Source organism: Streptomyces sp. NPDC059897, from assembly GCF_042730865.1.
Classification (GTDB): domain Bacteria; phylum Actinomycetota; class Actinomycetes; order Streptomycetales; family Streptomycetaceae; genus Streptomyces.
Genome location: NZ_JBHWKQ010000024.1, coordinates 8,790 through 31,276, shown reverse-complemented (window position 1 = coordinate 31,276; position 22,487 = coordinate 8,790). Strand labels below are relative to the sequence as shown.

The following is a 22,487-nucleotide window of genomic DNA, read 5'->3' as shown; positions in this document are numbered from 1 at the left end:
AACCGCAGCGATCTACGCGCGTAGGAGTTAGAGTGCGGAAATGACGAGCCCGATCACCGCGAACCCCAACAGCCCCCGGGTGCCGACCGCCGAGCAGATCCGCCGCGCGCCCAAGGTGCTCCTGCACGACCACCTCGACGGCGGCCTCAGGCCCGGCACGATCGTCGACCTGGCGCGCGAGCAGGGGTACGAGAACCTGCCGGAGGCCGACCCCGACAAGCTCGGCGTCTGGTTCCGCGAAGCGGCCGACTCCGGTTCGCTGGAGCGGTACTTGGAGACGTTCAGCCACACCTGCGCCGTCATGCAGACGCGCGAGGCGCTGTTCCGGGTCGCCGCCGAGTGCGCGGAGGACCTCGCCGAGGACGGCGTCGTCTACGCCGAGATCCGCTACGCCCCCGAGCAGCACCTGGAACAGGGGCTCACCCTCGAAGAGGTCGTCGAGGCGGTCAACGAGGGCTTCCGGGAGGGCGAGCGGCGCGCGAAGGAGAACGGGCACCGCATCCGGGTCGGCGCCCTGCTCACCGCGATGCGGCACGCGGCCCGCGCCCTGGAGATCGCCGAACTGGCCAACTCCTACCGGGACCTGGGAGTCGTCGGCTTCGACATCGCGGGCGCCGAGGCCGGCTTCCCGCCCACCCGCCACCTCGACGCCTTCGAGTACCTCAAGCGGGAGAACAACCACTTCACGATCCACGCGGGCGAGGCCTTCGGCCTGCCGTCCATCTGGCAGGCCCTCCAGTGGTGCGGCGCGGACCGGCTCGGGCACGGCGTGCGCATCATCGACGACATCAAGGTGGAGGCGGACGGCGGCGTACAGCTGGGCCGCCTCGCCTCGTACGTGCGCGACAAGCGGATCCCGCTGGAGCTGTGCCCCTCGTCGAACCTGCAGACCGGCGCCGCGAGCTCCTACGGGGAGCACCCCATCGGTCTGCTGCGAAAGCTGCACTTCAGGGCCACGGTCAACACCGACAACCGGCTCATGTCCGGGACCTCAATGAGCCGCGAGTTCGAGCACCTGGTCGACGCATTCGGTTACACGCTCGACGACATGCAGTGGTTTTCTGTCAATGCGATGAAGTCAGCATTCATTCCTTTCGATGAACGACTGGCGATGATCAATGACGTCGTGAAGCCCGGGTATGCCGAGCTGAAATCCGAATGGCTGTTCCGTCAGACCGCTTCGACCAGCGATTCTGTCGTCGAATAGGGCTTTTCGAGGGGGCGTCGAAGCGGCCGGGAACGTTTGTTCCCGGCCGTTTTTCCCGGCGGTTCGCTGTTTGCGGGCGCAGCGAAGGAATGTTTACGGTCGTGGACCGCTCATTCCCCCGTCATCGTTCAAGAGGACGCATTTCACAATGAAGCAGTCTGCTGCCAAGACCCTCGGTGTCGCCGCTCTCGGAGCCGCCTTCGCCGCCGCCGGCGCCGGTGCCGCGAACGCTGCCCCGGCCGCCCCCGACGCCACCGACACCGTCGGATCCGTGACCTCCGCCCTCCCGATCCAGGACGTGGCCTCGACGCTGCCCGCCGCCGAGTCCCTGGGCGGCGCCCAGACCGCGGTCGACAACGGCCTGAAGACCGCCGCCCCGGTCGTCGACCAGGCCACGCAGGGCGCCCTGCCGGTCGACGGCGACCCGGTCTCCGGGCTGCTCGGCGGCCTGCCGGTCGGCGGCCTCAGCTGACCCCGGTCCACCGCACACGCCGAAGGGGCGCACCCGCGATCACGCGGGCGCGCCCCTTCGGCGTGGGTGCCGGTGCACGTCACCAGGCCTGGCGGACCTTGTTCTCATTCGGGAACAGGATCCACAGCGCGATGTAGAGCAGGAACTGCGGGCCCGGCAGCAGACACGAGACCACGAAGATCACGCGCATCGTGCTCGCGGAGGTGCCGAAGCGCCGTGCCAGCGCTGCGCACACTCCGCCGATCATCCGTCCGTTGGTGGGGCGGGCAAGGGCGGTCATGGTGGGCTCCTTCGCGAACCGTATGTCTTCGGTGTGTGGTGCTTACGTCTTCGAAGGTACCGGCGACAGCCCGGGTAAAACGTCAGCTCACGGGGCGATGCCGACCCTGGGAATCGTCGGGGTCGGACCCTGAGCGGGCTCCTGCGGGGGGAGGGGTTCGACGTCGGCCCTGCGGCGGAGCCGGGAGCGCAGCACGGGCACCACGAGGAGATGGGCGAGCGCGACGCCCACCGTGTTCAGGAGCAGCGAGTCGACGTCCACGACCTGCCCCGGCACCCCGGTCTGCAGCAGTTCGATGCCGAGCGAGATCAGTGCGGCCACGGCGACCGTGCGCACAAGCGAACCCCACAACGACACGTACAGGCGGCCGCCCGCGACCGGCAGGAGCACGCCGAGCGGGGCCAGCAGCGCCAGGCCCTCGCCGATCCGCAGCGCCGCCTCGCGCCAGCCGAGCGCGAGGTCGGAGCGGATGCCCGCCAGGGGATGCAGGTTCGCCGCGCTGACCCAGGGCACATCCAGGGGGCGCAGCGTGAACCAGGCAACGAAGACGAGATGCGCGGCGAGCAGGACGATCCCTGCCGCACGGAGACGGACGGCGGCCCTGTGGCCGCCCGAGCGATGGCGCTGCACGCACCCCTAGACGCCCGGCGCGGGAGGATCGGTTCCGCCGAGGTCGGACCGAGGTCGGACCGAGGTCGGACCGAGGCCGCGCCGTTTCGCTCCGGGCTCCCGGGGCGTCCGTCAGTTCACGGTCTTCGTCGGGGCCGGGATCAGGCCCGGGCGGGCCTTCAGGGCCTCCGAGCAGGTGTACTCGCGGGGCGGCTCGGCGTCAGGGCCGCCGAGGATCACGTGCTCGTCGTCCTCCGCCGTGACCTCGCTGTTGGCGAACGTGCAGATGACCTGGGCCAGGGCGTAGGGCGACAGGTCGTCCGGCGGCGCGTTCAGGCGCAGCGCGTCCGCGGGGTCGTCCTCGCGGGGGCCCGAGACCTTCAGGGCGGAGCGGACGTCCGTCGTGTAGCCCGCCGACTTCTCCGCGGCGGACGGGGCCGACGCCAGCTGCGCCAGGAGCTCACGGGCCACCACGACCCGGTCGGAGGACTGGCCGCGCTCCAGCGTGATCGTCCGGTCGACCGTGACGAGCTGCGACGTACAGACCAGATAGACCTGCACCGGGAACTCGCCGCCCGCCTGCGCCTCCACCTTGTCCGAGCCCGACAGGGAGCAGCCCACGCGCGTGGGAGCGGCGCCGAAGTCGGTCGGCACCTCCGTGGGACGGATTCCGCAGCCCGCGAGCAGCAGCGAGGCGAGGCCGATGAGCGCCAAGGGGCGTACCCGTCGCGTCACTTCGCGGCACCGCCTTCCCGCGCGTCCTTGGCGTCCTCCTCCGTGGCGGAGGCGAGGGGCGCCGCGTCCCGCGGCAGGTGCAGCGTGAACACGGCTCCGCCCTCGGGGGAGTTGGCGGCGCCGATCCGGCCGCCGTGGATCCGGGCGTTCTCCATGGCGATGGAGAGGCCGAGGCCGCTGCCCTCCGAGCGGGGCCGGGAGGCGCTCGCCTTGTAGAAGCGGTCGAAGACGTGCGGCAGGACGTCCTCGGGGATGCCCGGACCGTGGTCGCGCACGGAGATGACGACGTCCTCGCCCTCCACCCGCACCGAGACGCGCACGGGGGACCCGCCGTGCTTGAGCGCGTTGCCGATCAGGTTCGCGAGGATCACGTCGAGGCGGCGCGGGTCGAGGCGGGCGTGGATGCCGCGCTCGGCGTCGAGCTCGACGGCGTCCAGCCAGGCGCGGGCGTCGATGCAGGCGGTGATCTGGTCGGCGAGGTCGACGTCGTCGATGACGAGCTTGGCGCTGCCCGCGTCGAAGCGGGTGACCTCCATGAGGTTCTCGACGAGGTCGTTCAGGCGCCGGGTCTCGCTGACCACGAGCCGTACGGCCGGTTCGATCATGGGGTCGACGGAGCCGGTCTCGGCGTCGAGCTCCTCCTCCAGGACCTCCGTCACCGCGGTGATCGCGGTCAGCGGCGTGCGCAGCTCGTGCGACATGTCGGCGACGAAGCGGCGCGAGGACTCGTCGCGGGAGCTCATGTCCGCGACCTTCTTCTCCAGGTTCTCCGCCGTCTTGTTGAACGTACGGGACAGCTCCGCGAGTTCGTCCGTGCCGGAGACGCGCAGCCGCGTGTCGAGCTTGCCCTCGCCGAGGCGGCGCGCGGCGACGCCGAGCCGGTGCACGGGCTTGAGCACCGTCGTCGCGGCGGCCTGCGCGAGCAGCGCGGAGCCGATGAGGGCGAGCGCGGTGGCGATGCCGAGCGACCAGGCGAGCGAGCCGAGGTCCTTGGCCTCCGGCTCCAGGGACTTGAGCATGTAACCGGTCGGCCCGTCGTCCACGGTGGCGCCGCCGACCAGGTACGGGGTGTCGTCCTGCGTGATGCGCTGCCAGTACAGGTGGTACGCGTGCTTGTTGCCGCCGTTGATCGGCTGCTTCTCGGTGACCGCGTCCTGCAGCGACTTCGGCACGTCGGCGACGGTGAAGGCGTCCAGGTCGGAATTGCCCACGACCCGGCGGCCGTTCTCGTCCTTCGCCATGAGCATCACGCTGAAGTGCTGGCTGCTGCCCGCCATCAGGTTCGCCGCGTGCTGCAACTCGCCCTGCGTGGGCTGCTCGGGAAGCGCCGCCGCCCGGTTCTGCATCTCCTGCTTGAAGTCGCTGAGCGCCGAGTCCTGCGTGCGCGTCAGCACGGCCTCGCGATTGAGCCAGTACGCGATCCCCGACGCGGACACCGCGGCCGTCAGGGCCACGAGCGCGAACACGACGACCAGGCGCAGCCGCAGGCTCGTGAAGCGCAGGCCGGCGAGGAGGGTCTTCTTGGCCGCGGCGGCGCCCCGGAGCTTGTCGTGCGGCTTGGTCACTGAGGCGTGTCCAGCCGGTAGCCCACCCCGCGCACCGTACGGATCAGGGTCGGCGACGACGGCACGTCCTCGACCTTCGCGCGCAGCCGCTGCACGCACGCGTCGACCAGCCGCGAGTCACCGAGGTAGTCGTGCTCCCACACCAGGCGCAGCAACTGCTGCCGGGACAGCGCCTGTCCGGGCCGCCGGCTCAGTTCGAGCAGCAGCCGCAGCTCGGTCGGCGTCAGTTGCAGGTCCTCGCCGTTCTTCGTCACCGTCATTGCGGCACGGTCGATCACCAGCGAGCCGAACGTCGCGGCGTCGTTGGCCTCCCGCTCGCCGCGCCGCAGCACGGCCCGGATCCGCGCGTCGAGCACGCGCCCCTGCACCGGCTTCACGACATAGTCGTCGGCACCGGACTCGAGACCCACCACGACGTCGATGTCGTCGCTGCGCGCGGTCAGCAGGATGATCGGCAGTTGGTCGGTGCGCCGGATGCGCCGGCACACCTCGAAACCGTCGATGCCGGGCAGCATCACATCGAGGACGATCAGATCGGGCCGCTGCTCGCGCAGCGACTTCAGACCGTCCTCTCCGGTGGCAGCGGTGGCGACCCGGTGGCCCTGGCGCGTAAGTGACAGCTCCAGGGCCGTACGGATGGCGTCGTCGTCCTCGATCAGCAACAGGGAAGGCACAAGCGCCATTCTGGCCCATCAGAGGCCTTCAGTTCGACCGAGTGTGCGCGTCAGGTGCGGGGAAGCGGCCCGGACAAGGCCCGGCCGGGGCGCTTCCTCCACCTCCGCTCCCTATTGCGGGAGCCGCTGTGACAGGCCTGTGACAGTCGACGGACACCGTCATGAACTCGGCCCGGCAAGCTTTTGGTCATCGCGAAGAAGCACCGCGACGACGACGCAGAAGTATTCGGTACTCCACGACGGGGGGCGCGAGATGAACACGCTGCACAGCACCACCTCAAGCGCGGTTGTCACGCGTCTGCACGACATGGGCCGAGTGGTTTCCGAGCGTCACGAGAAGTCCGGTGCCGTGAGCGGGCGGGGGTGCGCTCGCGGCACCGGGCGTCAGCACACCGGGCTCATGACGGTGGTTGACGCACGGGAAACGATCACCGAGGGGGGCCACGGGGGAGCCGCGTACAGGGAGGACTCGGGGGAGCAGCGCCGGACGTCCTTGTCGGAGGCCGAGTTCACGGCTTACGTCCAGGAGCGCCGCGCCTCCCTGTACGCCACCGCCTACCACCTGACCGGGGACCGCTTTGAGGCCGAGGACCTGCTGCAGAGCGCGCTGTTCTCGACGTACCGGGCCTGGGACCGGATCAGTGACAAGGCCGCGGTCGGGGGCTACCTCCGCCGCACCATGACGAACCTGCACATCAGCGCGTGGCGCCGCCGCAAGCTGAACGAGTACCCGACCGAGGAGCTGCCGGAGACGGCCGGCGACACGGACGCGATGCGCGGCACCGAGCTGCGCGCGGTCCTGTGGCAGGCGCTGGCCCGGCTGCCCGAACTCCAGCGCACCATGCTGGTCCTTCGTTACTACGAGGGCCGCACGGACCCGGAGATCGCGGAGATCCTCGACATCAGCGTGGGCACGGTGAAGTCCAGCATCTGGCGCTCGCTGCGGCGACTGCGCGAGGACGAGGTGCTGAGCTTCGGCCGTGACCAGGAGGAGTCCTTCGGCGAGCTCGTCGCCTGAAGGCAGGGGGGAACGGGGCCCTGTTCGGGGGAGCGGGGTTCAGCACGGGGGAAGTACGGGGGAGCAGTAGGGGGAGTGGGCGGGACCGGAAGGCCGGGGGGTCTTTCCGGTCCCGTTCCGTATGCCCCGGGCTCTCACGCCCAAGGCGCCCGGTTACGTGGCGCGAGCCTTCACGCAACGCCCCGCCGCGGCCGCCGCCACCCGGCCGAGCGCCTCCTCCTTGCCGCACGCGTGCGCGCCGAGGGCCACCTGCCGGGCCACGATGGACCGCTCCGTGCGCATCAGGCGCCAGCCGCGCCGCAGCAGGAACGGCACCGACTTGCGGCCCTCCTTGAGGTCGCGCAGCAGCCGGCGGCGGAACGTCGTCGACGGGCGGCCGCGCAGGCACAGCGCGTCGGCGAGCACGCCCAACTCCCGGCAGCGCTCCACGATGTCCGCGGCGAAGATGCCCTCCGCGACGAACAGCGGCGTGCGCTCGATGTCCAGCGTCTCCTCGCCCACCCGCGCGCTGACGGAGATGTCGTAGACGGGAACGCTCGTGCGGCCCTTCGCGCACAGCGCCACGATCGCGGCGACCGCGACCTCGGCGTCCCAGGACAGCGGAGAGTCCCAGTCGATGTCCGAAGTGCCCTCCACCAGCGGCAGCGTGGGGTCCCCCGCCTCCTTGTAGAAGTCGTCGAGGCACAGGACGGGCAGCCCTGAGCGGGCGGCGAACGACGACTTGCCGGAGCCCGAGGGGCCACAGAGCAGGACGACCCGCGTCGGTATCGGAGGATGCGAACTCACGAGACACCAGTGTGAGGCATGGCGACCCCGGCGCCGCCCCGCGTGGTGCCGTTGTGGCACGCACCACGCCAACTACCCTGTGTACGCACATGATTACACAGGCGAAAGGTTTCGGGCGGAACACCATGGCACGACACGCAGACCACAAAGCCACTTCCTCCGTGCGGCGCACCCTGATGCGCGTCGGGCTCACCGTGAGCGCGGCGGGCGCGGTCGTCGCCGCGGGGGGCGCCTCCGCGAGCGCGGCGCCGATTCCGCTGCCGCAGACGCAGACCGGCGACGAGAACGTCGACGCGGCGGTCGGTGGCGTCTCGACGGCGCTCAACTCGGCGACCGCGAACGGCCTCGGCACGCTGAAGAAGCTGCCCATCGACCCGCTGGCCAATACGGGCGTCGACCCGCTGGACAACTCGATCGGCACGCAGGTCGCGGACTTCGTGCCGGTCAGCACGGCCGCGGTGACCGGGCCCATCGCCTCCGGGGCGTCACTGGAGGAACTGCCCGTGGTGGGCCCCGCGACGAGCGTGCTGCCGGGCTGATCCGGCATGACAGCGGCCCCGGCTCCTCCTGGACGGCGGAGGAGCCGGGGTCGCTGTCGGCCCTCGTGCGAGTGCTAGTACGCGGAGCCGGACGCGCCCAGCGAACCCGTCGGGTGCCAGACCGTCTTGGTCTCCAGGAAGTGCGTCAGACGGTCCGTGCCCGGGTCCGCCGCGAAGTCCTCCACAGGCTGTGGACGACGCACGCGCTTCAGGTTGTCCGCGGCGGCGATCTCCAGCTCCTTGGCCAGATCCGTGTCGGCGCCGGTCAGGTCGATGCCGTTCACGTCCTGGTGCGCGGCGAGCGACGGGGCGATCTCCGCCGCCTTGCCGGACAGGATGTTCACGACGCCGCCGGGCACGTCCGAGGTCGCGAGCACCTCGCCGAGGGAGAGCGCGGGGAGCGGGGACTTCTCGCTGGTGATCACGACGGCCGTGTTGCCGGACGCGATGACCGGGGCGATCACCGAGACCAGGCCGAGGAACGACGACAGCTGCGGCGCCACGATGGCGACGACACCCGTCGGCTCGGGCGTGGACAGGTTGAGATAAGGCCCCGCCACCGGGTTCGCCCCGCCGACGACCTGGCCGATCTTGTCGGTCCAGCCCGCGTACCAGACCCAGCGGTCGATCGCGGCGTCCACGACGGCCGCGGCCTTCGACTTGCTCAGCCCCTCCGCCTCGGCGACCTCACGAGCGAACTGCTCGCGGCGGCCCTCCAGCATCTCGGCGACGCGGTACAGCACCTGCCCGCGGTTGTACGCCGTCGCGCCCTGCCAGCCGCCGAACGCCTTGCGGGCGGCGACCACGGCGTCACGGGCGTCCTTGCGGGAGGACAGCGGTGCGTTGGCCAGCCACTCGCCGCTCTTGCCATCGGTCACTTCGTACACCCGGCCGCTCTCGGAACGCGGGAACTTCCCGCCGACGTACAGCTTGTAGGTCTTGAAGACCGAAAGACGCTCAACTGTGCTCATTTTTCGCTCACTTCGTTCGACGGGGCGAGGTAGGCCTCCAGACCGTGGCGGCCGCCCTCGCGGCCGAAGCCCGACTCCTTGTACCCGCCGAACGGCGACGTCGGGTCGAACTTGTTGAACGTGTTGGCCCAGACGACCCCGGCACGGAGCTTGTTCGCGACCGCGAGGATGCGCGAGCCCTTCTCCGTCCAGATGCCCGCCGAGAGGCCGTACTGCGTGTTGTTGGCCTTGGCGACGGCCTCGTCCGGCGTGCGGAAGGTGAGCACGGACAGGACCGGGCCGAAGATCTCGTCGCGGGCGACGGTGTGCGCCTGCGTGACGTTCGTGAAGAGCGTCGGCGCGAACCAGTAGCCGGAGGACGGGAGTTCGCAGGGCGCGGACCAGCGCTCGGCGCCCTCGGCCTCGCCCTGCTCGGTGAGCGCGGTGATGCGCGCGAGCTGCTCGGCCGAGTTGATGGCGCCGATGTCGGTGTTCTTGTCGAGCGGGTCGCCGAGGCGGAGCGTCGACAGGCGGCGCTTCAGGCTGTCGAGCAACTCGTCCTGGATCGACTCCTGGACGAGGAGGCGGGAGCCCGCGCAGCAGACCTGGCCCTGGTTGAAGAAGATGCCGGTGACGATGCCCTCGACGGCCTGGTCGAGCGGGGCGTCGTCGAAGACGATGTTCGCGCCCTTGCCGCCGAGTTCGAGCGTCAGCTTCTTGTCGGTGCCGGCGACGGTGCGGGCGATCTCCTTGCCGACGGCCGTGGAGCCGGTGAAGGCGACCTTGTTCACGTCGGGATGGGCGGTGAGCGCCGCGCCCGCGTCGCCGTATCCGGGAAGGATGTTGACGACGCCCTTCGGCAGGCCCGCCTGACGGCAGATGTCCGCGAAGAACAGCGCGGACAGCGGCGTCGTCTCGGCGGGCTTCAGCACGACCGTGTTGCCGGTCGCGAGCGCCGGGGCGATCTTCCACGCCAGCATCAGCAGCGGGAAGTTCCACGGGATGACCTGGCCCGCGACGCCGAGCGGCGCCGGGTTCGGGCCGAAACCGGCGTGGTCGAGCTTGTCGGCCCAGCCCGCGTAGTAGAAGAAGTGCGCGGCGACCAGGGGGAGGTCCGCGTCGCGGGTCTCCTTGATCGGCTTGCCGTTGTCCAGCGTCTCCAGGACGGCCAGCTCACGGCTGCGCTCCTGGATGATGCGGGCGATGCGGAAGAGGTACTTGCCGCGCTCGGCGCCCGGCAGCGCGGACCACTTCTCGAACGCCTTGCGGGCCGCCTTCACGGCACGCTCGACATCGGCCTCACCGGCCTGCGCGACCTCGGAGAGGACCTCTTCGGTGGCGGGGGAGACGGTCTTGAAGACCTTGCCGTCGGCGGCCTCGGTGAACTCGCCGTCGATGAAGAGGCCGTAGGAGGGCGCGATGTCGACGACGGACCGCGACTCGGGCGCGGGCGCGTACTCGAATACAGATGCCTTGGTCATGGTGATCAGTCCACCGTCACGTAGTCGGGACCGGAGTAGCGTCCTGTGGCCAGCTTCTGACGCTGCATCAGCAGGTCGTTCAGGAGGCTGGAGGCGCCGAAGCGGAACCAGTGGTTGTCGAGCCAGTCCTCGCCCGCGGTCTCGTTCACGATGACCAGGAACTTGACGGCGTCCTTGGAGGTGCGGATGCCGCCCGCGGGCTTCACACCGACCTGTACCCTGGTCGCGGCGCGGAAGTCGCGGACGGCTTCGAGCATGAGGAGGGTGTTCGCGGGGGTGGCGTTGACGCCGACCTTGCCCGTCGAGGTCTTGATGAAGTCGGCGCCTGCCAGCATGCCGATCCAGCTCGCGCGCCGGATGTTGTCGTACGTCGAGAGCTCGCCGGTCTCGAAGATGACCTTGAGCCGGGCGGCGCCGGAGGCCTCCTTCACCGCGCGGATCTCGTCGTGGACCTTCATGTAGTCGCCCGCGAGGAAGGCGCCGCGATCGATGACCATGTCGATCTCGTCCGCCCCCGCGGCCACGGCCTCCCGTACGTCCCCGAGCTTGACCTCGAGGGCGGCGCGGCCGGCCGGGAAGGCGGTCGCGACCGAGGCGACCTTCACGTCCGTACCGGCGACGGCGGCCTTCGCGGTGGCCACCATGTCGGGATAGACGCAGACCGCCGCCGTGCGCGGCGCGCTGCGGTCCGTGGGGTCAGGGTTGACCGCCTTCGCGCCGAGGGCCCGGACCTTGCCCGGGGTGTCGGCGCCTTCCAGGGTCGTCAGGTCGATCATCGAGATGGCCAGGTCGATGGCGTACGCCTTCGCCGTGGTCTTGATGGAACGGGTCCCGAGCGAAGCGGCGCGCGCCTCCAGGCCGACCGCGTCGACGCCGGGCAACCCGTGCAGGAAGCGGCGCAGCGTGCTGTCGGACGCGGTGACGTCGCTGAGAGCGGGTGCGGGTGCAGAACTGGGCATGGTCACGAGGGGAGCATATCTACGCGCGTAGCGGCTTGTACAGGTCGGGGTTTACGGTTCGCGGCACCGTGCGGGGCCTACCTGGCCCCGCTGATTGCTACGGGTCTTGACGGGTCGTGCACAATCGAGCCATGACGAGCAGCCAGACCACGCCCCCGCAGGCACCTGACCGGATCTATCGGTCTCCCGCCGGTATCGCCGGTGGTGTCGCGCTGATCCTGATGGGCGCCTGGCTGGGCGGCGACGCGGTGGTCAACGGGGAGGGGCGGACGCCCTGGACGGTGCTCGCCGTGCTGCTGTTCGTGGTGCCGATCGTCGTCGCGTTCACGATCCGGCCGGCCGTCTTCGGGAACGAGGACCGGCTGCGCGTGCGCAACCCGTTCCGTGACATCACGCTGCCGTGGGCCGCGGTCTCGGGCTTCAGGTCCGGGTACTCGAACGAGGTCTTCGACGAGGCGGGCACCAAGTACCAGCTCTGGTCCATCCCGGTGTCGCTGCGCGGCCGGCGCAAGGCGCAGCGCCAGCAGCTGCGCGCGACCAAGGGCGGCCGTACGCCCACGGGGGCCAGCGGCCTCCCGGTGACCGAGCCGCGCTCGCCCGGCGACCAGATCATGGACGAACTCCGCGAACTCCACGGCACCCGCGCAGAGGCCGAAACCTCCCAGGGCACGCCCACCACCCGCTGGGCCTACGAAATCATCGCCCCGGCGTTCGCGGGCGCCGTACTCCTTGTGGTCCTCATCGCACTGGGCTAGCCACACGGGCGGGCCGATCAAGCCCCGCCGGCGTTTGAGGCGCGGGGTCCGGGGCAGAGCCCCGAGACCGCAACCACGGACTACGCCGAACTAGATCCCGGCCGCAACGGAGAGGTCCCGCTTCAGGGACGCCAACCGCTCCACGGCAGTGGCCCGCGCAGCCGGCAGCGCCGCCCGGTCGGCGACCGCCACCACGACCTCCAGGTAGCACTTCAACTTCGGCTCCGTCCCCGACGGCCGCACCACGACCCGCGCCCCGTCGAGGGTGTACCGGAGACCGTCCGTGGGCGGCAGCCCGCCCTCCCCCTCGGAGAGGTCGTCCGCGCGGGTCACCGCGAGCCCGGCCAGCTCCACCGGCGGAGCCTCCCGCAGACGGCTCATCGCGTCCGCGATCACCGACAGGTCCTCGACCCGCACGCTCAACTGGTCCGTGGCGTGCAGCCCGTGCGCGAGCGCCAGGTCGTCGAGCGCGTCGAGGAGCGTACGGCCCTGGGCCTTCAGCTCGCTCGCCAGCTCGGTCACGAGCAGCGCCGCCGTGATGCCGTCCTTGTCGCGCACGCCCTCGGGGTCGACGCAGTAGCCGAGCGCCTCCTCGTAGCCGTAGCGCAGGCCCTCGACGCGGGCGATCCACTTGAAGCCGGTCAGCGTCTCCTCGTACGGCAGTCCGGCCGCCTCGGCGATCCGGCCGAGCAGCGAGGACGACACGATCGACTCGGCGAGTACGCCGCTCACGCCCCGCTTCACCAGGTGCGCCGCGAGGAGCGCGCCCACCTCGTCGCCGCGCAGCATCCGCCAGTCGCCGCCGTCCGGCACGGCGACGGCGCAGCGGTCCGCGTCCGGGTCGTTGGCGATGATCAGGTCCGGGGTCTCGCCCTGCGCGCGGGCCGTGGCGAAGGACAGGTCCATCGCCCCGGGCTCCTCCGGGTTCGGGAACGCGACCGTGGGGAAGTCCGGGTCGGGCTCGGCCTGTTCCGGCACGAGCACCGGCTCGGGGAAGCCCGCGCGGGCGAAGGCGGCGAGGAGGGTGTCCTTACCGACGCCGTGCATCGCCGTGTAGACGGTGCGGGCGCCGCGGGCCGAGCCGGGCGCGAGGACCGCGTCCGTACGGGCGAGATACGCCTCCAGGACGTCCTCGCCCAGCGTCTGCCAGCCGGACTCCGCGCGCGGCACGTCGTGCAGCGACGCCACCGCGGCGATCTCGGCGGCGATCTCCGCGTCGGCGGGCGGCACGATCTGCGAGCCGTCGCCGAGGTACACCTTGTAGCCGTTGTCGCGCGGCGGGTTGTGCGAGGCCGTGACCTCGACGCCCGCGACCGCGCCCAGGTGCCGTATGGCGAAGGCGAGCACGGGGGTGGGCAGCGGGCGGGGGAGGACCGCGGCGCGCAGCCCGGCCCCCACCATCACCGCCGCCGTGTCGCGTGCGAAGTCCGCCGACTTGTACCGCGCGTCGTAGCCGATGACGACCGGCCCGTCCGTCTGCCCCTTGGCCTTCAGATACGCGGCGAGGCCTGCGGCCGCGCGGATGACCACCGCGCGGTTCATCCGCATCGGGCCCGCGCCCAGCTCGCCGCGGAGCCCTGCGGTGCCGAACTGGAGCGTGCCCGCGAAGCGCTCGCCGATCGCTTCCAGATCGTCCGCCTCGATGAGCTTGGCCAGCTCCTCGCGGGTCTCCGGGTCCGGGTCCTCCGCCAGCCAGGTCTTCGCCCGGTCGAGCAGTTCGCTGCCAGATACGGTCACGGTTCGCATTCCTTCAGACGTACGGGTACGAGGGTGATCCACCAGGAGCCGGGCCGGGGATCAGATCTTCGCGAGGACCTTGGTCAGCAGGTCGCCCATGGCGGTGGCGGAGTCGCGGCCCGCCTGGAGGACCTCTTCGTGGTTGAGGGGCTCGCCGGACAGGCCCGCCGCCAGGTTCGTCACCAGGGAGATGCCGAGGACCTCGGCGCCCGCCTCACGGGCCGCGATGGCCTCCAGGGTGGTGGACATGCCGACCAGGTCGGCGCCGAGGATGCCGGCCATCCGGACCTCGGCGGGGGTCTCGTAGTGCGGGCCGGGGAACTGGGCGTAGACGCCCTCTTCCAGGCTCGGGTCGATCTCCTGGCACAGCGCGCGCAGCCGCGGCGAGTACAGGTCGGTGAGGTCGACGAAGTTGGCGCCGACGATCGGGGAGGCCGCCGTCAGGTTGATGTGGTCGGAGATGAGCACCGGCTGGCCGGGGCGCATGCCCTGGCGCAGGCCACCGCAGCCGTTGGTGAGCACGATGGTCTTGCAGCCCGCGGCGGCGGCGGTGCGCACGCCGTGCGCGACCGCGGCGACGCCACGGCCCTCGTAGTAGTGCGTACGGCCCAGGTAGACCAGGGCGCGCTTCTCGCCGACCTGGTACGAGCGGACCGTGCCGCCGTGGCCCGCCACCGCGGCGCCGGTGAAACCGGGCAGCTCGGTGAAGGGGAACTCGGCGGCGGGCTCGCCCAGTGCCTCGGCGGCGGGTGCCCAGCCCGAGCCCATCACGAGGGCGACGTCGTGGGTCTCGGCGCCCGTCAGCTCGCGCAGCCGCGCGGCGGCGGCGTCGGCGGCTGCGTACGGGTCGGCCAGGACGTTGTCCGGAGTAAGAGAAGCGTTCACGCCGACGAGGGTAGCCTGTCGTTGCCTACGCGCGTAGATGTCGGAGGTCACGTCCTTGTGATCGTTGCTTTGTCGTTTCCGACGAACGAGGGCGCGGGAAGCGCTTCCGTGCGCCGTCAGCAGGGGCGCTTGCGCAGCTCCATCGCGTAGTCGTGCGGCGCGCCCGCCGACTCGGCCGCGTCGGCGATCTCGCCCAGGTACCGCGCCGAGGGGAGACCGCCCTCGTACCCGTTCAGTACGTAGAGCCACGCGGGCTCCTCGCCCTCCAGGGTGTCCACGCGGACCCGCATCCGCCGGTAGATGTCGAGTCCGACACCCTCCCAGCGGTCCATCGACTCCTCGTCCATCGGAGCGATGTCGTACAGCGCGACGAAGACCTGTGAACGCGGCGCCTCGACGATCGTGGCGAGTGCGCCCTCCCAGCCCATGTGCTCGCCCCCGAACGTGAGCCGCCAGCCGTTCAGCCAGCCGGTCGCGCGCAGCGGCGAGTGCGGGGCGCGGCGCGTCATGAGCCGCGCGTCGAGATTGCCGGCGTACGCGGCGTAGAGCGACATGGGACCGAGCGTACGTCAGTGGACCCAGGTGTCTCGTGAGTAACGGAAGCACCCCTCTTAAGAGGAGATACGCGCAGCCCGCGCGCGCGAGTGGCCCGGACGGGGGCCCCGGCTCGGTGCGGGCTTGAAGCGTGCGGGACAATGGGGCATGTGACTCGGATCGTGATCATCGGTGGCGGACCTGGCGGATACGAGGCGGCGTTGGTGGCCGCGTCCCTCGGCGCGGAGGTGACCGTCGTCGACTGCGACGGCCTCGGCGGGGCGTCGGTGCTCACCGACTGCGTGCCGTCGAAGACTCTGATCGCCACGGCCGAGGTGATGACCACCTTCGACTCTTCTTATGAAGAGCTCGGCATCATCGTCGAGGACGACACCCCCGACCCGGACAGCCCGGCCCGCGTCGTCGGCGTGGACCTCGGCAAGGTCAACCGCCGTGTGAAGCGCCTCGCGCTCGCCCAGTCCCACGACATCACCGCTTCCGTCACCCGCGCGGGCGCGCGCGTGCTGCGCGGCAAGGGCCGCCTCGACGGCCAGCAGGCGCTCGACGGCTCCCGCAAGGTGGTCGTCACCGCGGCCGACGGCAGCGAGGAGACCCTCGTCGCCGACGCCGTGCTGCTGTGCACCGGCGGGCATCCGCGCGAGCTGGCCGACGCGCAGCCCGACGGCGAGCGGATCCTCAACTGGACGCAGGTGTACGACCTGGACGAGCTCCCCGAGGAGCTCATCGTGGTCGGTTCCGGTGTCACCGGCGCCGAGTTCGCCGGTGCCTACAAGGCGCTCGGCTCCAAGGTCACCCTCGTCTCCTCCCGCGACCGCGTGCTCCCGGGCGAGGACCCGGACGCCGCGGCCGTCCTGGAGGACGTGTTCCGGCGCCGCGGCATGAACGTCATGGCCCGCTCGCGCGCCGCCTCCGCCAAGCGCGTCGGCGACCGGGTCGAGGTCACGCTCTCCGACGGCCGGGTCATCTCCGGCACGCACTGCCTGATGGCGGTCGGCGCCGTCCCCAACAGCGAGGGGCTCGGCCTGGAGGAAGCGGGCGTCAAGGTCAAGGAGTCGGGCCACATCTGGACCGACAAGGTCAGCCGCACGACCGCTCCCGGCGTGTACGCGGCCGGCGACGTGACCGGCGTGTTCGCCCTCGCGTCCGTCGCCGCCATGCAGGGCCGCATCGCGATGTACCACTTCCTGGGCGACGCGGTGACGCCGCTGAACCTCAAGACGGTCTCGTCGAACGTCTTCACCGACCCGGAGATCGCGACCGTCGGCTACACGCAGGCCGACGTCGACTCGGGCAAGATCGACGCCCGCGTCGTCAAGCTGCCGCTGCTGCGCAACCCGCGCGCGAAGATGCAGGGCATCAGGGACGGCTTCGTCAAGATCTTCTGCCGTCCGGGCACGGGCATCGTGGTCGGCGGAGTGGTCGTCGCGCCGCGCGCTTCGGAACTGATCCATCCCATCTCGATCGCGGTCGACAACAATCTGACGGTCGAGCAGATCGCGAACACGTTCACCGTGTACCCCTCGCTGTCGGGCTCGATCGCCGAGGTGGCCCGCCAGCTGCACACGCGGAAGATCGCCGAAGAGAGCTGATTTCCGGCAACGGGCCGCAGGTCACGGTGAGTTGCGGCCCATGCGGGGGGCATAGGCGGGACGGGTAGGCATTGGTTCGCGCCTATACCACTTCCACGGTTCCTGTGCGAACAGAATCTGTAATTCGGCGCAAACTGCTGAAAGCAGACGGTCGTTGGGGTTACTGTCAGTTTCGTGTTCGCTGCAGAACGTCGTCAATTGATCCTCGAAATGGTGCGAGCCAACGGAGCGGTTTCGCTCCGTGAGCTCGCCCGCGTCGTCCAGACCTCTGAAGTGACCGTACGGCGGGACGTGCGCGCACTGGAGGCAGAAGGACTCCTCGACCGCCGGCACGGCGGTGCGGTATTGCCGGGCGGATTCACGCGGGAGTCCGGCTTTCCGCAGAAGTCACATCTCGCGACCGCAGAGAAGACGGCCATCGCCGATCTCGCCGCGGGTCTCGTCGAAGAGGGCGAGGCCATCGTGGTGGGCGCGGGGACGACCACGCAGGAGCTGGCCCGCCGGCTCGCGCGTGTGCCGGGCCTGACCGTCGTCACCAACTCCCTCCTGGTGGCACAGGCGCTCGCCCATGCCAACAGGGTCGAGGTCGTCATGACAGGTGGCACGCTGCGGGGTTCCAACTACGCGCTGGTGGGCAGCGGGGCGGAGCAGTCCCTGCAGGGCCTGAGAGTCTCGCGCGCCTTCCTGTCCGGCAGTGGCCTGACCGCCGAGCGCGGCCTGTCCACGTCCAACATGCTGTCGGCGTCCGTCGACCGGGCGCTCGTCCAGGCCGCGTCCGAGGTCGTCGTCCTCGCGGACCACTCCAAGCTCGGTACGGACACCATGTTCCAGACCGTGCCGACCGATGTGATCACGCGGCTCGTGACGGACGAACCGCCGGCGCACGACGACCGGGCGGCGACGGAGCTTCAGGCGCTGGCCGATCAGGGCGTGCAGGTCGCTGTCGCGGGAGCCGGGGCGGAGGACCCTACCGGGGGCGGTGAATCCGTCCCGGCGCGCCAGGCACGCCGGGATGTGCCCTTGCCGGGGCAGCGGCGGATTCCCTCCGGGGGGCACCCGTTGCGCTCAGCCTCCCTGGACGCCCCGCCCGAGCGCTCGGCCCGGGTGGCCGATCTTCGCCGCCGGTGATGTTCCGCCCACCCGGCGTTGCGCCCACGGGGCTCCGCCCCGGACCCCGCTCCTCAATCGCCGGAGGGGCTTAAAAGGACCACCCGGCGCGGGCCTGCCGAGCGGCTGTGCCAATCAAGCCCCTGCGGCGATTGAGCAGCGGGGTCTGGGGCGGAGCCCCAGGAGCGCAACCATGGTGCCGGTCAATCGGTGATGCCGCGGAGCGTGAGGCGCAGCAGCCGATCCGCCAGCGCCGGGTCCGACGGAGTCTCCTCCGCCGCGAGGGCGATCGCGTTCGTGAGCTGAAGGAGGTCCGTCATGGAGACGTCCTCCCGCACCGCCCCCGCCCGCTGCGCCCGCGAGAGCAGCGCCTGGCCGGCCTCCCGCATCGGATCGCTGCACCGGGCCAGCGCCGAACTCGCGTCCTGCGAGGCCGACATGAGGGCGCGGGACAGCCCCCGGTACTCGCTCGCGTGCGTGATGATCTCGCGCAGCCAGGTCACGAGCGCCGTACAGGGCTGCGGAGCGTCGAGCAGCGCCCGGGAGCGGGCGAGCAGTTCGCTCACCGCCTCCTCGAAGACGGCGCTCATCAGCGCGTGCCGGTTGGGGAAGTGCCGGTACAGCGTGCCGATGCCGACCCCGGCCCCGCGGGCCACCTCCTCCAGGGAGGCGCCCGTGCCGTGCTCGGCGAAGGCGATCCGGGCCTGCGCGAGCAGCCGCTCGTAATTGCGGCGCGCGTCGGCGCGCATGCGGCGCGAGCGATCGTGCTCGGCTGTCGTCATCGGGCCTCCCTGGGCGTGCGCGGACGCAGGACTTCAAGGATGCCCGATGGCGGGACCGCGGCGGTGCGGAGGGATCGCCACCGCAGGCCGATACCGCCGGTCCGGAGGCCGCGGCGACTCCACCGAGTGGCAGCGGATGCACGCGTTCGCCGCTGAGCAGGAGTGAACGGCCGAGGGCCCGTCGACCGGTGTGCCGGTTGACGGGCCCTCGGCGTACGCCGTATGCGGTGTCAGTCCTTGATCTCGCAGATGGCGGCGCCCGAGGTGAGGGACGCGCCGATCTCGGCGGAGAGGCCCTTGACGGTGCCCGACTTGTGGGCGTTCAGGGGCTGTTCCATCTTCATGGCCTCCAGGACGACGACGAGGTCGCCCTCCTTGACCTCTTGGCCCTCCTCGACCGCGACCTTGACGATCGTGCCCTGCATCGGGGAGGCGAGGGTGTCGCCGGAGGCGGCGGAGCCGGACTTCTTGGCGGCGCGGCGCTTCGGCTTGGCGCCCGCGTTCAGGCCGGTGCGGGCCAGGGACATGCCCATGCCCGCCGGGAGGGAGACCTCGAGACGCTTGCCGCCGACCTCGACGACGATGTTCTCGCGGCCCGCCTCGTCCTCCTCGTCACCGGGCGCCGGGGCGGCGAACGGCTCGATGTCGTTGACGAACTCGGTCTCGATCCAGCGGGTGAAGACCGTGAACGGGTCCTCGCTGCCGGTCAGTTCGGGGGCGAACGCCGGGTCGGTGACCACCTTGCGGTGGAAGGGGATGGCGGTGGCCATGCCCTCGACCTCGAACTCGGCGAGCGCGCGCGAGGCCCGCTGCAGGGCCTCCTTGCGGGTGCGGCCCGTGACGATCAGCTTCGCGAGCAGGGAGTCCCAGGCCGGGCCGATGACCGAGCCGGACTCGACGCCCGCGTCCAGACGGACACCGGGGCCGGCCGGCGGGTCGAACTTGGTGACGGTGCCGGGGGCCGGCAGGAAGTTCCGTCCCGGGTCCTCGCCGTTGATGCGGAACTCGAAGGAGTGGCCGCGCAGTTCGGGGTCGCCGTAGCCGAGCTCCTCGCCGTCGGCGATGCGGAACATCTCGCGCACGAGGTCGATGCCGGCGACCTCCTCGGTGACCGGGTGCTCGACCTGGAGACGGGTGTTGACCTCCAGGAAGGAGATCGTGCCGTCCGCGCCGACGAGGAACTCGACCGTGCCGGCGCCGACGTAGCCGGCCTCCTTGAGGATCGCCTTCGACGACGAGTAGAGCTGCTCCAGCTGGGCGTCCGAGAGGAACGGGGCCGGGGCCTCCTCCACCAGCTTCTGGTGGCGGCGCTGCAGCGAGCAGTCACGGGTGGAGACGACCACGACGTTGCCGTGCTGGTCGGCCAGGCACTGCGTCTCGACGTGGCGCGGCTTGTCGAGGTAGCGCTCCACGAAGCACTCGCCGCGACCGAAGGCGGCGACCGCCTCGCGCACCGCGGACTCGTACAGCTCGGGCACCTCTTCGAGGGTGCGGGCGACCTTCAGGCCGCGGCCGCCGCCACCGAAGGCGGCCTTGATCGCGATCGGCAGGCCGTGCTCCTCGGCGAACGCGACGACCTCGTCGGCGCCCTCGACCGGGTCCGGCGTACCGGCGACGAGCGGGGCGCCCGCGCGCTGCGCGATGTGCCTCGCCGCGACCTTGTCACCGAGGTCGCGGATGGCGTGCGGGGGCGGGCCGATCCAGATCAGCCCGGCGTCGAGGACGGCCTGGGCGAACTCGGCGTTCTCCGACAGGAATCCGTAGCCGGGGTGGATGGCGTCCGCGCCGGAGTCCTTCGCCGCCTGGAGCACCTTGGCGATGTCCAGGTAGCTGGTGGCCGGGGTGTCCCCGCCAAGGGCGAACGCCTCGTCGGCCGCACGGACGTGCAGAGCGTCCCGGTCCGGCTCGGCGTAGACGGCAACGCTCGCGATCCCCGTGTCCCGGCACGCCCGGGCCACGCGGACAGCGATTTCGCCACGGTTGGCGATGAGCACCTTGCGCACGATGGCTCCCTCCTTGCTGTGTCTTCCCGGGGGCATCCCCCGGACCCCCGGCCGTGGTCGCCCGAGCCGGGGCGGTCGGCGGGTCACCGTGAAGCTTGACTCACTGAAACAAGCTGAGTTTAGGGACTGCCGACACGGACCCACGAGGCGTCCCCGGGCGTGAGCTTGCCCACACGCACTGTCACCCGGGGGTCACCTGGTAGGTGAAATCCCTTGTCGCGCCTGGATACGCGCGATCCCTCACCGCAACCCTAGCCCGCCTCTGTGGCCAAGGTCTCTGTGAGACCGCGCTGCGGCCCGTCGGCATTCTTTGTGGAGTCCCTACGAATGGCCCAACGATTCTTTGCCTTCTGCAGAACCCTTGTACGGAGGTTTACCCGTTAGTAGCGTTCGGGATGTCTTGGCCGTACTAGCGGTAACAGTCAGTGGAAGTGGGTGGGGGCCGGTGGCTCGCAGGCCGGTGGCGTGGGTTGCCGCGATCGTGTTGTTCGCGGAGGCGTTCGGGATCGTGCTCCTGAACTGGTTCCTCGGGCTCGTGGTCGACAACCAGGACATGTCCCTCGCCGGGCTCGACCCGCGGGCGATGTCGGTGGGCGCGTGGATCGCGGGCGGCCTGTTCGGGCTCTACCTGGTGCTGTGCGGGATCGTGCTCGCGCGCACCGCGATCGTCGACCGGGCGCCGGCCGGGATCGCGCGGATCCTGCTGATCAGCGTCGCCGTCGTGCACGGCCTGCTCGGCGCCTTCTCGATCAGCCTGGTGGGCTGGTTCAGCTTCGTGTTCATGATGGTCGTGCTCGCCCTGCTCGTGCTCACGCTGGTGGCGTACGACCGGCACGAGCAGGGGGAGCGGGAGACGCCGGGGGACAGCCCCGCGCAGAACGGGCCCGCTACTCCGCCGGCGCCCACAACTCCGTGATGCCGATGCCCAGTTCGGCGAGGAGGCGGCGCACCAGCGGCAGCGAGAGTCCGATCACGTTGCCGTGGTCGCCGTCGATGCCGTCGATGAACGGGGCCGAGCGACCGTCCAGGGTGAACGCGCCCGCGACGTAGAGGGGTTCGCCCGTCGCCACGTACGCGGCGATCTCCGCGTCGCTCGGCTCGCCGAAGCGGACGACGGTGGAGGCGGTGCCCGAGGCGTACCGGCCGCTCGCCGTGTCGTACACGCAGTGGCCCGTCTGCAGCGTGCCCGCGCGGCCGCGCATCGACTTCCAGCGGGCCGTGGCCTCCTCGGCGTCGGCCGGCTTGCCGAGCGCCTCGCCGTCGAGGTCGAGCACGGAGTCGCAGCCGATGACGACGGCGCCGTGCGCCTCCGGCCGCGCCGCGACCACGGAGGACTTGGCCTCGGCGAGCGCGAGGGCGAGTTCGGCGGGCGTCGGGGCCGTCACGGCGTCCTCGTCGACCCCGCTGACGATCACCTCGGGGGCGAACCCGGCCTGCCGCAGCAGGCCGAGGCGGGCGGGGGACTGGGAGGCCAGGATCAGGCGGCGTGGAGCAGTCATGCGGCTCAGGTTATCCAGGGTGGCGCCGGGCATTCCCCGGCCGCCTCACGCGGTCCCCAGCATCAGGAACATGACGACCATGGCCAGGGCCAGCACAAAGCCCGCGCGCCGCAGCATCGCCTGCGTTTCGCGGAGCTCCTCTGGGGGCTCGTCATCGGGGTCTGACCACAGCACATACAGCATGGTGCTGCGCGCGCGGGCGGGGGGGGGGGGGTGGGGGGGATGAGGCGGCCCCCCCCCCGCCAAAGTAAAAAGACGCGCCCCGCGGGGGGGGGAGGGGGCGGGCGGGGGGGGGCCGGG

At 71.1% G+C, this 22,487-nt stretch carries 24 protein-coding genes; 8 read left to right on the top strand and 16 right to left on the bottom strand.

What is annotated here, in order from left to right:
• Window positions 1-40: 40 nt before the first annotated feature.
• Together ACFV9W_RS24835 and ACFV9W_RS24830 are read left to right on the top strand one after the other, a co-directional pair.
• The gene (locus ACFV9W_RS24835; RefSeq protein WP_385764516.1) at window positions 41-1,207 is read left to right on the top strand and encodes an adenosine deaminase; all 1,167 of its coding nucleotides are present in this window, start codon (window positions 41-43) and stop codon (window positions 1,205-1,207) included.
• Between the two features lie 148 nt (window positions 1,208-1,355).
• Window positions 1,356-1,679 (top strand): ATP-binding protein, encoded by a 324-nt coding sequence (locus tag ACFV9W_RS24830; protein WP_385764514.1) that lies wholly within the window; start codon window positions 1,356-1,358, stop codon window positions 1,677-1,679.
• Between the two features lie 79 nt (window positions 1,680-1,758).
• Here ACFV9W_RS24830 and ACFV9W_RS24825 read toward each other — a convergent pair whose 3' ends face one another.
• The 5 genes from ACFV9W_RS24825 to afsQ1 form a co-directional block, all read right to left on the bottom strand.
• Window positions 1,759-1,959, bottom strand: a complete 201-nt coding sequence (locus ACFV9W_RS24825; RefSeq protein ID WP_385764512.1) for a PspC domain-containing protein — start codon at window positions 1,957-1,959, stop codon at window positions 1,759-1,761.
• Window positions 1,960-2,046: 87 nt separating this feature from the next.
• Window positions 2,047-2,589 (bottom strand): VanZ family protein, encoded by a 543-nt coding sequence (locus ACFV9W_RS24820; protein ID WP_385764510.1) that lies wholly within the window; start codon window positions 2,587-2,589, stop codon window positions 2,047-2,049.
• A 111-nt stretch (window positions 2,590-2,700) separates the two neighbouring features.
• A complete protein-coding gene (locus tag ACFV9W_RS24815) occupies window positions 2,701-3,303 on the bottom strand; it encodes a hypothetical protein (protein ID WP_385764508.1) in 603 nt (200 codons plus the stop codon).
• Entirely contained in the window at window positions 3,300-4,868 is a 1,569-nt protein-coding gene (locus ACFV9W_RS24810; protein ID WP_385764506.1) for an ATP-binding protein, read from the bottom strand. Before ACFV9W_RS24810 ends, ACFV9W_RS24815 begins: the two co-directional genes overlap by 4 nt.
• Window positions 4,865-5,542: a two-component system response regulator AfsQ1 gene (afsQ1, locus tag ACFV9W_RS24805; protein WP_385764504.1), complete on the bottom strand. Its 678-nt coding sequence runs from the start codon at window positions 5,540-5,542 to the stop codon at window positions 4,865-4,867. The genes ACFV9W_RS24810 and afsQ1 overlap by 4 nt, the downstream gene beginning before the upstream one ends.
• Window positions 5,543-5,795: 253 nt before the next feature.
• Between afsQ1 and ACFV9W_RS24800 the strand changes: the two genes are divergently transcribed.
• Window positions 5,796-6,560 carry a SigE family RNA polymerase sigma factor gene (locus ACFV9W_RS24800; protein ID WP_385764502.1) on the top strand — a complete coding sequence of 255 codons (765 nt, stop codon included), beginning with the start codon at window positions 5,796-5,798 and terminating at the stop codon, window positions 6,558-6,560.
• 153 nt (window positions 6,561-6,713) lie between these two features.
• On the opposite strand, the gene ACFV9W_RS24795 is transcribed toward ACFV9W_RS24800, so the two are convergent.
• Window positions 6,714-7,346 carry a uridine kinase gene (locus ACFV9W_RS24795; protein ID WP_385764500.1) on the bottom strand — a complete coding sequence of 211 codons (633 nt, stop codon included), beginning with the start codon at window positions 7,344-7,346 and terminating at the stop codon, window positions 6,714-6,716.
• 125 nt (window positions 7,347-7,471) lie between these two features.
• Between ACFV9W_RS24795 and ACFV9W_RS24790 the strand changes: the two genes are divergently transcribed.
• A complete protein-coding gene (locus ACFV9W_RS24790) occupies window positions 7,472-7,885 on the top strand; it encodes a hypothetical protein (protein ID WP_385764498.1) in 414 nt (137 codons plus the stop codon).
• Between the two features lie 74 nt (window positions 7,886-7,959).
• Here ACFV9W_RS24790 and ACFV9W_RS24785 read toward each other — a convergent pair whose 3' ends face one another.
• The 3 genes from ACFV9W_RS24785 to deoC are packed head-to-tail and all read right to left on the bottom strand — an operon-like array spanning window position 7,960 to window position 11,275.
• The gene (locus tag ACFV9W_RS24785) at window positions 7,960-8,856 is read right to left on the bottom strand and encodes an aldehyde dehydrogenase family protein (protein ID WP_385764496.1); all 897 of its coding nucleotides are present in this window, start codon (window positions 8,854-8,856) and stop codon (window positions 7,960-7,962) included.
• Entirely contained in the window at window positions 8,853-10,316 is a 1,464-nt protein-coding gene (locus ACFV9W_RS24780) for an aldehyde dehydrogenase family protein (protein WP_385764494.1), read from the bottom strand. Before ACFV9W_RS24780 ends, ACFV9W_RS24785 begins: the two co-directional genes overlap by 4 nt.
• 5 nt (window positions 10,317-10,321) lie before the next feature.
• On the bottom strand, window positions 10,322-11,275 hold the full coding sequence (deoC, locus tag ACFV9W_RS24775; protein WP_385764492.1) for a deoxyribose-phosphate aldolase: 954 nt from the start codon (window positions 11,273-11,275) through the stop codon (window positions 10,322-10,324).
• 131 nt (window positions 11,276-11,406) lie between these two features.
• Here deoC and ACFV9W_RS24770 point away from each other — a divergent pair, with 131 nt between their 5' ends.
• Window positions 11,407-12,030: a PH domain-containing protein gene (locus ACFV9W_RS24770; RefSeq protein ID WP_385764490.1), complete on the top strand. Its 624-nt coding sequence runs from the start codon at window positions 11,407-11,409 to the stop codon at window positions 12,028-12,030.
• 90 nt (window positions 12,031-12,120) lie between these two features.
• Here ACFV9W_RS24770 and ACFV9W_RS24765 read toward each other — a convergent pair whose 3' ends face one another.
• The 3 genes from ACFV9W_RS24765 to ACFV9W_RS24755 all read right to left on the bottom strand — a co-directional run bounded on the left by ACFV9W_RS24765 (window position 12,121) and on the right by ACFV9W_RS24755 (window position 15,206).
• The gene (locus ACFV9W_RS24765) at window positions 12,121-13,776 is read right to left on the bottom strand and encodes a phospho-sugar mutase (protein WP_385764488.1); all 1,656 of its coding nucleotides are present in this window, start codon (window positions 13,774-13,776) and stop codon (window positions 12,121-12,123) included.
• A 51-nt stretch (window positions 13,777-13,827) separates the two neighbouring features.
• Window positions 13,828-14,652: a purine-nucleoside phosphorylase gene (locus tag ACFV9W_RS24760; protein ID WP_385764486.1), complete on the bottom strand. Its 825-nt coding sequence runs from the start codon at window positions 14,650-14,652 to the stop codon at window positions 13,828-13,830.
• A gap of 116 nt (window positions 14,653-14,768) precedes the next feature.
• The gene (locus ACFV9W_RS24755) at window positions 14,769-15,206 is read right to left on the bottom strand and encodes a gamma-glutamylcyclotransferase (RefSeq protein ID WP_385764484.1); all 438 of its coding nucleotides are present in this window, start codon (window positions 15,204-15,206) and stop codon (window positions 14,769-14,771) included.
• A 141-nt stretch (window positions 15,207-15,347) separates the two neighbouring features.
• On the opposite strand from ACFV9W_RS24755, the gene ACFV9W_RS24750 reads away from it, so the two are divergent.
• The gene (locus tag ACFV9W_RS24750; RefSeq protein WP_385764482.1) at window positions 15,348-16,796 is read left to right on the top strand and encodes an NAD(P)H-quinone dehydrogenase; all 1,449 of its coding nucleotides are present in this window, start codon (window positions 15,348-15,350) and stop codon (window positions 16,794-16,796) included.
• A 174-nt stretch (window positions 16,797-16,970) separates the two neighbouring features.
• Window positions 16,971-17,924 carry a DeoR/GlpR family DNA-binding transcription regulator gene (locus ACFV9W_RS24745; RefSeq protein WP_385764481.1) on the top strand — a complete coding sequence of 318 codons (954 nt, stop codon included), beginning with the start codon at window positions 16,971-16,973 and terminating at the stop codon, window positions 17,922-17,924.
• 182 nt (window positions 17,925-18,106) lie between these two features.
• Here the strand turns inward: ACFV9W_RS24745 and ACFV9W_RS24740 are convergent, their stop codons facing one another.
• Together ACFV9W_RS24740 and ACFV9W_RS24735 are read right to left on the bottom strand one after the other, a co-directional pair.
• Window positions 18,107-18,685, bottom strand: coding sequence for a TetR/AcrR family transcriptional regulator (locus tag ACFV9W_RS24740; RefSeq protein ID WP_385764479.1), 579 nt, complete (start codon window positions 18,683-18,685; stop codon window positions 18,107-18,109).
• A 230-nt stretch (window positions 18,686-18,915) separates the two neighbouring features.
• A complete protein-coding gene (locus ACFV9W_RS24735) occupies window positions 18,916-20,688 on the bottom strand; it encodes a biotin carboxylase N-terminal domain-containing protein (protein WP_385764477.1) in 1,773 nt (590 codons plus the stop codon).
• Between the two features lie 445 nt (window positions 20,689-21,133).
• Here ACFV9W_RS24735 and ACFV9W_RS24730 point away from each other — a divergent pair, with 445 nt between their 5' ends.
• Window positions 21,134-21,604, top strand: a complete 471-nt coding sequence (locus tag ACFV9W_RS24730; RefSeq protein WP_385764475.1) for a hypothetical protein — start codon at window positions 21,134-21,136, stop codon at window positions 21,602-21,604.
• Here the strand turns inward: ACFV9W_RS24730 and ACFV9W_RS24725 are convergent.
• Complete coding sequence (locus ACFV9W_RS24725) at window positions 21,576-22,187, bottom strand: Maf family protein (RefSeq protein WP_385764473.1); 612 nt, start codon at window positions 22,185-22,187, stop codon at window positions 21,576-21,578. The two genes, ACFV9W_RS24730 and ACFV9W_RS24725, sit on opposite strands and share 29 nt — an antisense overlap.
• Window positions 22,188-22,232: 45 nt before the next feature.
• On the bottom strand, window positions 22,233-22,361 hold the full coding sequence (gene mmpB, locus ACFV9W_RS24720; protein ID WP_385764471.1) for a morphogenic membrane protein MmpB: 129 nt from the start codon (window positions 22,359-22,361) through the stop codon (window positions 22,233-22,235).
• Window positions 22,362-22,487: the final 126 nt, after the last annotated feature.

What these genes read in the sequence shown, in the direction of transcription:
- ACFV9W_RS24835 (WP_385764516.1), top strand. Translation starts at nt 41, where the DNA reads ATGACGAGCCCGATCACCGCGAACCCCAACAGCCCCCGGGTGCCGACC.
- ACFV9W_RS24830 (WP_385764514.1), top strand. Translation starts at nt 1,356, where the DNA reads ATGAAGCAGTCTGCTGCCAAGACCCTCGGTGTCGCCGCTCTCGGAGCC.
- ACFV9W_RS24825 (WP_385764512.1), bottom strand. Translation starts at nt 1,959, where the DNA reads ATGACCGCCCTTGCCCGCCCCACCAACGGACGGATGATCGGCGGAGTG.
- ACFV9W_RS24800 (WP_385764502.1), top strand. Translation starts at nt 5,796, where the DNA reads ATGAACACGCTGCACAGCACCACCTCAAGCGCGGTTGTCACGCGTCTG.
- ACFV9W_RS24790 (WP_385764498.1), top strand. Translation starts at nt 7,472, where the DNA reads ATGGCACGACACGCAGACCACAAAGCCACTTCCTCCGTGCGGCGCACC.
- ACFV9W_RS24785 (WP_385764496.1), bottom strand. Translation starts at nt 8,856, where the DNA reads ATGAGCACAGTTGAGCGTCTTTCGGTCTTCAAGACCTACAAGCTGTAC.
- ACFV9W_RS24780 (WP_385764494.1), bottom strand. Translation starts at nt 10,316, where the DNA reads ATGACCAAGGCATCTGTATTCGAGTACGCGCCCGCGCCCGAGTCGCGG.
- deoC (WP_385764492.1), bottom strand. Translation starts at nt 11,275, where the DNA reads ATGCCCAGTTCTGCACCCGCACCCGCTCTCAGCGACGTCACCGCGTCC.
- ACFV9W_RS24770 (WP_385764490.1), top strand. Translation starts at nt 11,407, where the DNA reads ATGACGAGCAGCCAGACCACGCCCCCGCAGGCACCTGACCGGATCTAT.
- ACFV9W_RS24765 (WP_385764488.1), bottom strand. Translation starts at nt 13,776, where the DNA reads ATGCGAACCGTGACCGTATCTGGCAGCGAACTGCTCGACCGGGCGAAG.
- ACFV9W_RS24755 (WP_385764484.1), bottom strand. Translation starts at nt 15,206, where the DNA reads ATGTCGCTCTACGCCGCGTACGCCGGCAATCTCGACGCGCGGCTCATG.
- ACFV9W_RS24750 (WP_385764482.1), top strand. Translation starts at nt 15,348, where the DNA reads ATGGGGCATGTGACTCGGATCGTGATCATCGGTGGCGGACCTGGCGGA.
- ACFV9W_RS24740 (WP_385764479.1), bottom strand. Translation starts at nt 18,685, where the DNA reads ATGACGACAGCCGAGCACGATCGCTCGCGCCGCATGCGCGCCGACGCG.
- ACFV9W_RS24725 (WP_385764473.1), bottom strand. Translation starts at nt 22,187, where the DNA reads ATGACTGCTCCACGCCGCCTGATCCTGGCCTCCCAGTCCCCCGCCCGC.